This window comes from Streptomyces sp. NPDC059255, from assembly GCF_042752355.1.
Taxonomy (GTDB): Bacteria; Actinomycetota; Actinomycetes; order Streptomycetales; family Streptomycetaceae; genus Streptomyces.
On the sequence record NZ_JBHYZP010000007.1, the window covers coordinates 150,467 to 162,044 of the forward strand.

The window sequence follows — 11,578 nt, forward strand, 5'->3', positions numbered from 1 at the left end:
GGGATGAACGACCAGCCTCCGGGGCCCGAGATCACCTACGCCGAGTGCCGGCAGTGCGGCACCCTCATCGCCGGACTCGACGGCCGCTACAGCTGCGGTGTCTGCGGCTGGGTCAACCACCACTCCGAGGGACACCGCGCGCTGCCCCGCGCGGAGGACGACACCGATCACCGGGCGGGCGGGGCCGCGGGCAACCGCCTGAGCTGAGCGAGGCTCCGGCCGAGGTGCGTGCGGGTGGAGTGGGGCGGAGCGCGTACGGGTGGCGCGCGCCCGGCACCTGAGACCGGTTGGCCCGGGCGGCGTCGGGAACGTTAGGTTCGGGGCATGACCGACACGTCTTCCCAAGGTTCCCCCAGTTCCTCCCGGACCACCGGCGCCGTCGCCGCCGGCCTCGCCACCCTCACCGAGGACGGCACCGTCCTCGACACCTGGTTCCCCGCCCCCGAGCTCACCGCCGAGCCCGGCCCGGCCGGCACCGAGCGGCTCTCCGCCGAGCGCGCCGTGGAACTGCTCGGTGAAGGCGCGGCGAAAGCGATCGGGACCGACGCCCGCCGCGGGGTCGAGACCGTCGCGGTCCGTACGGTCATCGCCTCCCTCGACGACAAGCCGCTCGACACCCATGACGTCTACCTGCGGCTGCACCTCCTCAGCCACCGGCTGGTCCAGCCGCACGGCCAGAACCTGGACGGCATTTTCGGCCTGCTCGCCAACGTCGCCTGGACGTCGCTCGGCCCGGTCGCCGTGGACGCGCTGGAGACCGTACGGCTCAACGCCCGCGCCGAGGGGCTGCACCTCCAGGTGACCTCGGTCGACAAGTTCCCGAGGATGACGGACTACGTGGCGCCGGCCGGCGTCCGGGTCGCCGACGCCGACCGGGTGCGCCTGGGCGCGCACCTCGCCGCGGGCACCACCGTGATGCACGAGGGCTTCGTCAACTTCAACGCGGGCACCCTCGGCACCTCCATGATCGAGGGCCGGGTCTCCGCGGGCGTCGTCATCGGCGACGGCTCCGACGTCGGCGGCGGCGCCTCCACCATGGGCACCCTCTCGGGCGGCGGCAAGGAACGCATCGTCATCGGCGAGCGCTGCCTGATCGGTGCGGAGGCGGGCGTCGGGATCGCCCTCGGCGACGAGTGCGTCGTCGAGGCCGGGCTGTACGTCACGGCCGGCAGCCGTGTCACGCTGCCGGACGGCCAGATCGTCAAGGCGCGCGAGCTGTCCGGCGCGAGCAACATCCTCTTCCGCCGCAACTCGGTCACCGGCGCCGTCGAGGCCCGCCCGAACAACGCGGTGTGGGGCGGCCTCAACGACGTCCTCCACAGCCACAACTGATCGGCCGATCAGCTGACCAACAGGTGGCTGATCACAGCGCGGCGGTCTCCGCGGCGGCCTCCATGGGGACCCCCACGAGTTCGCCGTACAACCGCAGCAGCCCGTCGGCCGTCTCCCGGCCGGCGGGCCGCAGCGGCTCACGGACCGGCCCGCCCGGCAACCCGAGCCGGCCGAGCAGCGCCTTCGCGGTGACCGTGCCGGGCAGCCCGGCGGCCATCATCGCCTCGGCCAGCGGCAGCACGCGCTGATGCAGCCGTACGGAGTCGGTACGCCCGCGGGCGCCGGAGTCGTAGGCGTCCAGGACGGCGCGGAGCGCACCGGGCGCGACATTGGCCACCGTACTGACGAAACCCGCGCCGCCCACCGCGTACAGCGGGAGGTTCAGCTCCTCGCAGCCGGAGTAGTACGCGAGCGAGGTGCGGGCGATCACCTTCGAGCTGCCCATCAGGTCGTACGCGCAGTCCTTCACGGCGACGACGCGCGGGTGCGCGGCGAGCCGGACCAGCGTCGCCGGTTCGATCCGGGTGCCGGTGCGCGCCGGGATGTCGTACAGCATCAGCGGGACGCGCGCTGCGTCCGCGATCCGCAGGAAGTGCGCCTCGACGTCCGCCTGCGGCGGGCGGCTGTAGTACGGCGCGACCACCAGCAGGCCGTGCGCTCCCGCGCGTTCGGCCGCGCGCGCCAGCGCGAGGGTGTGGCGGGTGTCCGCGCTGCCGACGCCCGCGACGATGTGCGCCCGGTCGCCGACCTCCGCGCACACGGTCTCGACCAGAGCGGTCTTCTCGGCGTCCGTCGTGGTGGGGGACTCTCCCGAGGTGCCGTTCAGGACAAGTCCGTCGCATCCGCCGTCCACGAGCTGGCGGGCGAGCGCCCGCGCGCCGGAGTGATCCAGCTCCCCGGCGGGAGTGAACGGCGTGACCATGGCGCAAAGTGCTCGTCCGAAGGGGCGTGATGTCGTCATACCGTGAGTCTCCGCCCGCCGGACTGTGAAGGTCCACTTAGATCTGCTTCGGGTGAACGCGAAGCAACACTGAAGGTTCTGGGGTGCGTCGGTCTGGCATGATCGGCGCAGGCCGCCGCTTTGTTCGGGTGGTCGAACGGGGGAGGGGGTCGCGTGCTGCGTACGCGTCGAACAGGGAAGGCCGGCAGGCGCCCGGGAAGGGTGCGGGCCGTGGCCGTCGCGCCGGTGAACGGCGGCCGGCGGTCCTGCCGCGTCGGCGGTGCCCCGGATGCCGAAGTTCTGGCCAATGATGCACACCCGCGAGCCCGGCGCGTAGGCCGTGGTCGCGTCGGCGCGGGCGCGGCCCGTACCACCTTGCCCCCGTTCGTCGGCATCGGTTCCTCCCTCCGAGCCGTGGCCTGGTATCGCGCCCCTGGACGTTCGGATGCGTAGGTGCGGGCAGAAGGGGGCCATATCGTTCGGCTCACCCATGACCGCGCCCCCGACATCAGCGTGCCGCGGGGCGCTCCGGGGTAGCAGGGGGCGGAGTGCCAGCGGGTGCTGACGCAGCAAGGGGTATGGAGGGCATGGAAGGCATGGAAGGCATGAAGAGCATGGACGCCGGAAACACCGAAAGCGCCGACCTGGGCGAACTCGACGCGCTGCGCGCGGCCTTCCCGCCGGAGCGGCGCCTGCCGCCGCTGGGCTGGGACGCGGTACGCGCCTTCGAGCGCGAGCAGGGCATCGTCCTGCCCGAGCCGTACCGCACGCTCGTCGCGGAGGTGTGCGACGGCTGCGCGGAGGGTCCCGCCGACATCGACGGGCTGCTGCCGGTGGCCGCGCTGCCCGAGGACTGGGGGTGCGACCAGACCCAGCGGGTGCTGTCGAAGCCCTTCCCCCTCACCGAGGCATGGGTGTGGGAGGACGACCCCCGGCCGTACGAGGAGATAGAACCGCTCATCGACGAGGTCAGCAATCACGGCAGTGTGGTGCTGGGTTCGGACGGTTGTGGCATGTACTGGCATCTGGTCGTCACCGGCGCGCACCGTGGCCGGATATGGACCATCAGCGACGTGGGAGCGGCGCCGTTCGGGACGACTTTCGGCCACCCGGCAGCGGGGGCCGGTCTCGCCGGCTGGGTGGCGCACTGGGCCACCACGCGCCGGCCGTGGTTCGACGTGGTGGTCTGACACCGCGACGCGCGACGCGGAAGCGAGTACGGCATAACGGGGATACGGGGTGAACGGGGACAACGGGGTTACGGGGACAACGGGGTTGCGGGGGTAAGGGGTTACGGGGTGACCGGGACACGGGGTGACAGGGCCGGACCCGGAGTGCTGGAGGCCGTGAGGCGGGGGCTCGGGACGACGCCCCCGGCCCGGGGTTGACCTCAACCGCGCTTCAGCTCCGAGCATGCTGGTCGTGGGCGCGCCGCGGGGGCGTGCCGCGAGGAGGAACCACCATGTCCGTGCGACTGAGCACCCTTCCTGATGTCACCCGCCCCGGCGTGGGCTCCGTCACGATCAGCACCTGGCGCGTCGGCACGCCCGAGCGGCAGCGGGCGGCGGTCGAGGCCATCACCCGGGCCTGGCGGAGCAGGGAATGGCCGGCGGCCGGGCTGCTCTCGTACACCGTCCTCACCGGGAACGACGGGCAGACGCTGCTCCACTACTCCCAGTGGCGTGACCAGGCCGCGTACCGGGAGTTCGTCGCCACCGGCCGGGACGAGCGCATCGCGGAGATCGACGCCGCCGTACCCGGCATCGAGCGCGTGGGGCTGCGCCTGTACACCCTCTTCCGCGGCGAGCGGTCGGCGACGGCGCCCGGCGGAGAGCCTCCGGCGCCCGGCTGCTTCGTCACCGTCGACGTGGAGTTCGAGGGCCCCGACCCGGCGCGCGCCCGCGGCTGGGTGGACACCGTCCGCCACGCGATCGAGACCGACCCGGACCTGCCGCCGGGCGGGCTCTCCGCGTACTTCCACGTCTCCACGGACGGGACCCGGGTCCTCAACCTCGCCGGGTGGGAGAGCGAACAGGCCCATGCCGACGCCCTCGCTCCACCCGGCCGGGGCGTCGGGTCGGACACGGAGCAGTGGCGCGCGGTCCGGGACCACCCGGGGGTGAAGGGCAGCGCCGTGTCCCGCTGGACGCCCGCGATCAGCCTGTCCTCCGGAGAAGACGCCGCGGGCTGACCCGCCCCGGCGGCGGACGGAACCGGTGCGGCGCGGTTCCCGGGTCAAGGGAGGTCCGGGGGACGGCGGTTGTCGGGTACATGAACCGGGTGGGAAGGGTCCAAAGCGTCTACGCTGGGGACCCGTCCGGACTCACACATCCCGCCTCCGTCACCCCACAAGGAGACCCACCAGATGCCCGCAGACCACCCCATCCTGCCGCCGGTTCGGCTGCTCCCGGACGCCGAACTGGCCCGGGAGGCGCTGGCCGCGCCGCTGTTCGCCCGGGCCGTGCGCCTCGCCCGCTGGGCGGGCCCGGAGACCCGGGTGATCGCCGGGGGCGAACTGGTCGACGAGCAACTGCCCGCCGCGGCGGAGCAGCTCGGCCTCGGCGACGAGTTCTCGGAGGGCGACGGCGAGGCGTACGCGAGCGAGGCGTGGCGGGTCGCGGTCGACACCGGGCTGCTGGACGTCGAGTACCCCGACCAGCGCGACGAGTCCGCCGAGGAGGGCGACGAGGCGGGCGACGAGGAGGAGCGCACCGGGCGCGTCACGCCCGGCGAGCAGCTCGCCCTGGTCACGTCCGGCGCCCCCCAGGACATCCTCTCCCTCTGGCTGGACGCCCTGGACGTCGCCTTCGCGGACGCCACCGTGCCCGTGCTCGACGATCTCGCGGCGGCCATCGACGACGACGGCGAGATCGACTTCGACGCGCTCGACTGGGACCCGGAGGAGGAGGCGGAGTTCCTCGAAGGCGTCCTCGGCAACCTCTACCTGCTCACCGTCGCGGAAGGCGGCGGCGCGGACAGCCCCGTCCCGCTGCCCGTACTCGCCGCGTCGATGATCATCCCCGACGACATGGGCGAGCCCACCGACGACATCCTGGAGCAGGTGTCCGAGGCGATGATGCGGCTGGACGAGCAGTTCCGGGTGCTGGAGCCGATCGGGCTCGTCTCGTACGTACCGGTGGACGAGGCGCTCATGGCGGAGGACGCCGACCCGGCGGACACACCCGACCCGGAGTCGCCGGTCGGCGACGACGACGTCTCCCGGTACGGCATGGTCCGGCTGACGCCGCTCGGGCTCTACGGGATCAGGTCCCGGATGCTGGAGGCGGGCGTCGCCGCGCCCGTCGTCGGCGAACTGGCCGGCAAGGACGCCCACGCGCTCCTCGACGGCGTCGCGCGCTTCCCCGAGGCGGCGGCCCGCGCCGAGACGGAGCAGTGGCTCGCCGGGCGTGCGCCGCTCGACGCCGTACGCGAACTCCTCTCCGCCGCCCGCGGCAGGGACACCGGCGCACCGCTGCGCCGCCTCCAGTGCCAGCAGGCGCTCTCCCTCGTCGGGGCGGAGGCCCAGGCGGCGGTCCGCGAGGTCCTGGACGACGCGGAACTGGGCGGTCTGGCGCGGGTCTGGCTCGCGGAGCTGGGGGCCGGGGACGTACCGCCGCCGCCGGAGTCGATGATCTTCTGGCTGGCCGTCGACACGATCGCCGCGCAGCTCGACGCGGAGGGCGAGCCGGACGAGCTCCAGGAACTGGTGGAGGGACTGGTCGGCCAGCACAGCGGGTTCTTCGAGGCGGCCTGGCGGGTGGACCACCCGGCGACGGCGGACGTCCTGGAGGCGATGGGCCGGCTGCACCGGGACCGGGGCGTGTCGAAGGACGCGCGCAAGGCGGCGTTCAAGGCGCGGTCGCGCGGCGGCAGTTGAGCCTTCGGCGGTTGACCGTGCGGCAGGTGAGCATACGGCGGTCGAGCGCGCGGCGGGTGAGCACCCGGCGGGTGGGAGGGGCGGTGCGACGGCGGGTGTGACGGGCGGTGCGGCGACGGGTGTGACGGACCGTGCGGACGGTCACCGGAGGTACGACGCTCCGTTCAGGTCCAGAACCGCGCCCGACGACCACACCGCCCCCGGCGAGGCCAGCCAGCGCACCGCCTCCGCGATCTCGTCCGCCGAGGCCACCCGGCCGAACGGGCTCTGGGCGCGGATCCTTTCGCCCTCCTCGCCCGCCAGCCGGGCCGCCACCCGCTCCGTGTCGAAAAAGCCCGGCGCCACCGACGCGACACCGATGCCGTACGGAGCCAGGGAGACCGCCAGGGACTGCCCCAGGGCGTGCACCGCGGCCTTCGTGGCCCCGTACGCCGGGTGGTCCGGTTCGCCGCGGAAGGCGCCCCGGGAGCCGACGTTGATGATCCGGCCGGCCGTCGCACGGGCGATCATGCCGTGCGCGGCACGGTGGCTGAGCAGTGCCGTCGCCAGGAGGTTGACGGAGAGATGGCGCTGCCAGACGGTCGTCCATTCCTCGTAGTCCGTCGTGGCCGGCGGGTGGGCCTCGTTCACCGCCGCGTTGTTGACGAGGACGTCGATCCCGCCGAGCGCCTCCGCCGCCTCGTCCGCGACCCGGGCCGCCTCCACCGGGTCGGAGAGATCACCGCCGACCAGCACGTGGCCCGTGCCGGTCAGCGACTCCAGGGTGGCGCGGGCGTCGGCGGCCCGGCTGCCGTAGTGGACGGCGACCCGGTCGCCCTGGGCGGCGAACGCCCGGCAGACCGCCCGGCCGAGACCCCGCGACGCGCCGCTGACGAGGACGCCGCGACCGGTGGCGGCGAGCTCCGCGTGGGCCTTCCCGACGGGCCTGTCGATCGGTTCGTTGCCCGGCCCGTCGACCGGCTTCCCGATGTGCTTCCCGGCGGGGAGATTCATGGATCGGGGCCTCTCGTCGTCGGGCGGTGTTCAACCGCCGTTCAGGCGCGGGCGGCAGCGTCGGGGAGCGTACCTCCGCGGCAGTGCCGGGAGCGTACCTCCGTACCTCCGCCCCTCGTACCTTCACCCCCGCCGTACCTCCTTCCGCCGCCCCAAGGAGACCCGATGCCGCTGACCCGCAGGGAATTCACCGGAAGATCCGCGCTCACCGGCGCGGGACTCGTCCTCACCGGCGCCGCGGGGACGTTCGCCACCGCGCCCGGTGCGCTCGCCGCCGACGACGCGCCCGACGTCGCGTCAGGTCCCGCGCCCGAGCCGGGATACGGGCCCCTCGTCGCCGATCCGCGCGGCATGCTCGCACTGCCGGCCGGATTCTCGTACCGGGTCGTCACCCACAGCGGGGTCACCAAGCTGGAGACCGGCGAGTACACACCCTCGAACCACGACGGAACGGCGACCTTCGAGGGATCCCGCGGGATCACCCTGCTCGTCAACAACCACGAGCTGAAGGGCCCCAGGTCCGACTGGCCCCACCCCGTGCCGCTCACCGAGGGCCTGGTCTACGACCCCGCCGCGGCCGGCGGCTGCACGGTCGTGGAGACGCGTCCGGGCGGCCGGACCGCCGAGTGGGTCGGCATCGCCGGTACGTCGACCAACTGCGCGGGCGGACGCACCCCCTGGGGCACCTGGCTGACCTGCGAGGAGAACACCGACCGCGCCGGCGAGAACGGGATGACCAAGGACCACGGCTACGTCTTCGAGGTCGACCCGTACGACCGGCGCGCCAACCGCGACCCCCGGCCGATCAAGGCGCTCGGCCGGTACGACCACGAGGCCGTCGTCATCGACCCCCGCACCGGATACGCGTATCTGACCGAGGACGCCTCCGGTCCCAACGGCCTGTTCTACCGCTGGATCCCGCCGCACGGCTTCAAGCACGGCCGCGGGCAGTTCGCCCGGCTCGCCGACGACGCGGGCGCGCTCCAGGCGCCGCGCTGCTTCGACGCGGGCGGCTCGTTCGTCGACGACCTCTCGCGTGCCACACGGATCGGCACGGTCTACGGCGTCGACTGGGTGGACGTACCGGAACGGGACGCGCGGACCGTCGACGTACGGGAGCAGTTCGGCACCGGGGACGTCACCCGGGCCAGGAAACTGGAAGGCATGTGGTGGGGGGACGGCGGCGCGTACCTCGTGTCCTCGTACGCCCGCGCCGAGAGCCCCGGGACCCCGCACGACGGCCAGGTGTGGTTCTACCACCCCCGGCGGCGCACGCTCACCCTCAAGGTGCTGCTCGGCGTCAACCCGGATCCCACGAAGGACGGCGGCTTCGACGGCCCCGACAACATCACCGTCTCGCCGTACGGCGGTCTGGTCATCGCGGAGGACGGCGAAGGGCTTCAGCACCTCTTCGGCGCGACGGAGCGCGGGCGGACGTACCCCATCGCGCGCAACGACCTCAACGACAGCGAGTTCACGGGCGTCGTGTTCTCGCCCGACGGCCGCACCCTCTTCGCCAACATCCAGGAACCGGGCATCATGCTGGCCGTCACCGGCCCCTGGCGGCGCTCACCACGCCGCTGACGCCGGTGCCGGCACCGGTTCCGGTCCCCGTGCCGGGCCGACCACCGCGACGTCCTGAGCGGCCCGGAAGGTTCCCTTCCGGGCGGCCGGACGCGGAGGCCGGAAAGGGGGCGCGGAGAGGGTCGCGTACGGGCCGGGGCGCGTGATCCGGTGGCTCGTCCGTGGTCGGGCATGGCGCGGCGGGGTCCCTTGGGCGCATACTCCACGTAATGACAAAGTCAGCCGGATCCCGGCGCCACCTGCCGTCCAGTCCCTTCAACCGCCAGGCCCCGGCCTCACCTCCGCCCGAGCAGTTCGATGTGGGAGACCGGGTTTCCCATGATCAGTTCGGATTGGGAAGAGTCATCGGAGTCGAGGGCGAACACGCAGTGCTCATCGATTTCTCGGGTCGACAGGGGCGGATTCTGAGCCCCTTCGCCAAGCTCACGAAGCTCTGAAGCCGGTCTTCGGAGCGCGTTGCCCCGGCCCCCGGGCCCGCGGCGGACCTTCAGGACCCGCGGCAGGCCCGGGGGCTTCGCGCTGCCCCGCGGGCCGTCCCGCCGACCGTCTCGCGTGCCGTCCCGTGTGTCGTCCCGCTCAGAGGATCTTCGCGGCGGGCTTGACCATGCCACGCACCGTCCGGGACTTCGCGAACTCCCCGAGGCCGGTCATCTCCCACTCGCCGGAGAACTGGCGGATCAGCTTCGCCATCATCACGCCAGTCTGCGGCTCCGCGGTGGTCAGGTCGAAGCGCACCAGCTCCTCGCCGCTCGCCGCGTCGATCAGCCGGCAGTACGCCTTGGCGACCTCGGTGAACTTCTGCCCGGAGAATGAGTTCACCGTGAAGACCAGGCCGCTCACCTCGGTGGGGATCTTCCCGAGGTCGACGACGATCACCTCGTCGTCCCCGCCGCCCTCGCCGGTGAGGTTGTCGCCGGAGTGCTTGACCGCCCCGTTCAGGATGGAGAGCTTGCCGAAGTAGCAGCTCTCGACGTGGTTACGGTTCGGGCCGTAGGCGATCACGGACGCGTCGAGGTCGATGTCCTTGCCCCGGTACGCCGGCTCCCAGCCGAGCCCCATCTTCACCCGGCTGAGCAGCGGGGCGCCGCCCTTGACCAGGGACACCGTCTGGTTCTTCTGGAGGCTGATCCGGCCCTTGTCCAGGTTGATCTTCCCGCTGCCGGGCGCCGGCGCCGCGGGGGCCGCGGGCGGCGTGGCCGGGACCGGGGGAGCGGCGACCCGCGGGTCGGCGACGGGCGCGGCGGCGGGCGCCGGGGGTGCGGCCGGGGCGGGCTCCTCGACGGAGACGCCGAAGTCGGTGGCGATCCCGGCCAGCCCGTCGGCGTACCCCTGGCCGACCGCGCGGGCCTTCCAGGCGCCGTTGCGCAGATAGATCTCCACGATCACGAGGGCCGTCTCCGCGCCCAGCCGGGGTGGGGTGAAGGTGGCCAGCGCGGTGCCGGCGGCGTCACGGATCGTGGCCGTGGGCTCGATGCCCTGGAAGCTCTGGCCCGCGGCGTCCGGGCTCGCCGTGACGACGATCTTCTCGATGCCGGCCGGGACGGCGGTGGTGTCGACGACGATCGCGTCGGGCGCCGAACCCCCGCCGGAGCGGTAGCTCACGCCGGGGCCCGTCGGCTGGTTGTAGAAGATGAAGTCGTCGTCTGAGCGCACCTTGCCGTCGGCGGTGAGCAGCAGGCCCGATACGTCGAGCCGCACCGGAGCGGCGACGTCCACCGCGATGTGGGCGGTGGGAAGAGGGATGTTCGAGCCGGGGGTCATAGCTGTCATGCCAGGCGTAACGAACGACCCCGCTTTGCCGTTCCCTTACCTTTGACCCTTGCTTCGACCCTTACCTTCGAAGGCTTCCTGCCTCCTCGGACGCCCCTCGGACGCCCCTGGACGCGTCCCGGTACGGCCGCCCCGGGTCAGTACGGCCACTGCGGCGGGTCGGTGGTGAAGGCGCCGCCCAGCCGCGTGTGCGCGGGGTTGGCCGGATCCGCCTCGCCCTGCTCCGCGATGAGCTTCTCGGCGTACTGCTCCGAGTCGTCCTGCGGCTCGTACCCGAGCGCCCGCGCGGTCGTCAGGTCCCACCACAGCCGGGTGTTGGCGGACGAGCCGTAGACGGTGGTGTGGCCGACGTCCTCGGCGGTGAGCGCCGCGTGGAAGAGCCGGGCGCAGTCGCCGGGGCTCAGCCAGATGGAGAGCATCCGGACCGTGGTGGGCTCCAGGAAGCAGGAGCCGATGCGTACGGAGACGGTCTCCTGGCCGTGCAGTTCCCAGTAGAGCTGCGCCAGGTCCTCGCCGAAGCACTTGGAGAGCCCGTAGAAGGTGTCGGGGCGGCGCGGCGTGTCGATCGGGATCAGCGGCTCGCCGGGCTCGGGGCGCGGGGTGAAGCCGACCGTGTGGTTGCTGGAGGCGAAGACCGTGCGCCGTACTCCCGCCGCGTGCGCCGCCTCGTACAGGTTGTACGTGCCTTCGATGTTGGCGCGCAGGATCTTGTCGAAGGAGGCTTCCAGAGAGATGCCCGCGAGGTGGATGATCGCGTCGACACCCGTCACCGCCTCGCGCAGCGCCGCCTTGTCCGCCAGGTCCGCAGTGATCGCGTCCGGCTCGCCCTCGATGGGCGTGGCGTCGAAGAGCCGCAGCTCGTAGCCGTACGCGGGCAGCAGGCCCCGCATCAGGGTGCCGAGGCCGCCGGCGGCGCCGGTGAGCAGGACGGTGCGGGGTGCGGGCATGGGCGGAATCTCCTCGACGGTTCTCGGCGGTTCGGATCTCGAAGGTTCGGAGTGCACTCAGATTCGTAGACGGAATTCACATGCGTGGACAAAATAGGGAGTCCGGCCGGGCACCGTCAAGTGTCGCCCGAAGGT

The 11,578-nt window shown here is 72.8% G+C and carries 11 protein-coding genes; 7 read left to right on the forward strand and 4 right to left on the reverse strand.

The window, feature by feature from the left end:
• Window positions 1-3 precede the first annotated feature (3 nt).
• Window positions 4-207, forward strand: a complete 204-nt coding sequence (locus ACFXKG_RS12320) for a hypothetical protein (RefSeq protein WP_384836247.1) — start codon at window positions 4-6, stop codon at window positions 205-207.
• A gap of 117 nt (window positions 208-324) precedes the next feature.
• Window positions 325-1,332: a 2,3,4,5-tetrahydropyridine-2,6-dicarboxylate N-succinyltransferase gene (gene dapD / locus ACFXKG_RS12325; RefSeq protein ID WP_384836250.1), complete on the forward strand. Its 1,008-nt coding sequence runs from the start codon at window positions 325-327 to the stop codon at window positions 1,330-1,332.
• A gap of 31 nt (window positions 1,333-1,363) precedes the next feature.
• Here the strand turns inward: dapD and dapA are convergent, their stop codons facing one another.
• Window positions 1,364-2,254 (reverse strand): 4-hydroxy-tetrahydrodipicolinate synthase, encoded by an 891-nt coding sequence (gene dapA / locus ACFXKG_RS12330; RefSeq protein WP_384836252.1) that lies wholly within the window; start codon window positions 2,252-2,254, stop codon window positions 1,364-1,366.
• A 605-nt stretch (window positions 2,255-2,859) separates the two neighbouring features.
• Between dapA and ACFXKG_RS12335 the strand changes: the two genes are divergently transcribed.
• The 3 genes from ACFXKG_RS12335 to ACFXKG_RS12345 all read left to right on the forward strand — a co-directional run bounded on the left by ACFXKG_RS12335 (window position 2,860) and on the right by ACFXKG_RS12345 (window position 6,149).
• Window positions 2,860-3,462: an SMI1/KNR4 family protein gene (locus ACFXKG_RS12335; protein WP_384836255.1), complete on the forward strand. Its 603-nt coding sequence runs from the start codon at window positions 2,860-2,862 to the stop codon at window positions 3,460-3,462.
• Between the two features lie 272 nt (window positions 3,463-3,734).
• Window positions 3,735-4,463, forward strand: a complete 729-nt coding sequence (locus ACFXKG_RS12340) for an antibiotic biosynthesis monooxygenase (protein ID WP_384836258.1) — start codon at window positions 3,735-3,737, stop codon at window positions 4,461-4,463.
• A gap of 174 nt (window positions 4,464-4,637) precedes the next feature.
• The gene (locus ACFXKG_RS12345; RefSeq protein ID WP_384836260.1) at window positions 4,638-6,149 is read left to right on the forward strand and encodes a hypothetical protein; all 1,512 of its coding nucleotides are present in this window, start codon (window positions 4,638-4,640) and stop codon (window positions 6,147-6,149) included.
• A gap of 141 nt (window positions 6,150-6,290) precedes the next feature.
• Here ACFXKG_RS12345 and ACFXKG_RS12350 read toward each other — a convergent pair whose 3' ends face one another.
• On the reverse strand, window positions 6,291-7,142 hold the full coding sequence (locus tag ACFXKG_RS12350) for an SDR family NAD(P)-dependent oxidoreductase (protein ID WP_384836263.1): 852 nt from the start codon (window positions 7,140-7,142) through the stop codon (window positions 6,291-6,293).
• Between the two features lie 165 nt (window positions 7,143-7,307).
• Here ACFXKG_RS12350 and ACFXKG_RS12355 point away from each other — a divergent pair, with 165 nt between their 5' ends.
• Window positions 7,308-8,726 carry an alkaline phosphatase PhoX gene (locus tag ACFXKG_RS12355; protein ID WP_384836266.1) on the forward strand — a complete coding sequence of 473 codons (1,419 nt, stop codon included), beginning with the start codon at window positions 7,308-7,310 and terminating at the stop codon, window positions 8,724-8,726.
• A 209-nt stretch (window positions 8,727-8,935) separates the two neighbouring features.
• A complete protein-coding gene (locus ACFXKG_RS12360; RefSeq protein ID WP_078490871.1) occupies window positions 8,936-9,163 on the forward strand; it encodes a hypothetical protein in 228 nt (75 codons plus the stop codon).
• A 139-nt stretch (window positions 9,164-9,302) separates the two neighbouring features.
• On the opposite strand, the gene ACFXKG_RS12365 is transcribed toward ACFXKG_RS12360, so the two are convergent.
• Both ACFXKG_RS12365 and ACFXKG_RS12370 read right to left on the reverse strand, forming a co-directional pair.
• The gene (locus ACFXKG_RS12365) at window positions 9,303-10,496 is read right to left on the reverse strand and encodes a TerD family protein (protein WP_384836270.1); all 1,194 of its coding nucleotides are present in this window, start codon (window positions 10,494-10,496) and stop codon (window positions 9,303-9,305) included.
• 137 nt (window positions 10,497-10,633) lie between these two features.
• On the reverse strand, window positions 10,634-11,443 hold the full coding sequence (locus tag ACFXKG_RS12370; RefSeq protein ID WP_365808693.1) for an NAD(P)-dependent oxidoreductase: 810 nt from the start codon (window positions 11,441-11,443) through the stop codon (window positions 10,634-10,636).
• Window positions 11,444-11,578 lie beyond the last annotated feature (135 nt).

Excerpts from the sequence above, each read along its gene's own strand:
- ACFXKG_RS12320 (WP_384836247.1), top strand. The coding sequence starts at position 4 with ATGAACGACCAGCCTCCGGGGCCCGAGATCACCTACGCCGAGTGCCGG.
- dapD (WP_384836250.1), top strand. The coding sequence starts at position 325 with ATGACCGACACGTCTTCCCAAGGTTCCCCCAGTTCCTCCCGGACCACC.
- dapA (WP_384836252.1), bottom strand. The coding sequence starts at position 2,254 with ATGGTCACGCCGTTCACTCCCGCCGGGGAGCTGGATCACTCCGGCGCG.
- ACFXKG_RS12335 (WP_384836255.1), top strand. The coding sequence starts at position 2,860 with ATGGAAGGCATGGAAGGCATGAAGAGCATGGACGCCGGAAACACCGAA.
- ACFXKG_RS12340 (WP_384836258.1), top strand. The coding sequence starts at position 3,735 with ATGTCCGTGCGACTGAGCACCCTTCCTGATGTCACCCGCCCCGGCGTG.
- ACFXKG_RS12345 (WP_384836260.1), top strand. The coding sequence starts at position 4,638 with ATGCCCGCAGACCACCCCATCCTGCCGCCGGTTCGGCTGCTCCCGGAC.
- ACFXKG_RS12350 (WP_384836263.1), bottom strand. The coding sequence starts at position 7,142 with ATGAATCTCCCCGCCGGGAAGCACATCGGGAAGCCGGTCGACGGGCCG.
- ACFXKG_RS12355 (WP_384836266.1), top strand. The coding sequence starts at position 7,308 with ATGCCGCTGACCCGCAGGGAATTCACCGGAAGATCCGCGCTCACCGGC.
- ACFXKG_RS12360 (WP_078490871.1), top strand. The coding sequence starts at position 8,936 with ATGACAAAGTCAGCCGGATCCCGGCGCCACCTGCCGTCCAGTCCCTTC.
- ACFXKG_RS12365 (WP_384836270.1), bottom strand. The coding sequence starts at position 10,496 with ATGACAGCTATGACCCCCGGCTCGAACATCCCTCTTCCCACCGCCCAC.
- ACFXKG_RS12370 (WP_365808693.1), bottom strand. The coding sequence starts at position 11,443 with ATGCCCGCACCCCGCACCGTCCTGCTCACCGGCGCCGCCGGCGGCCTC.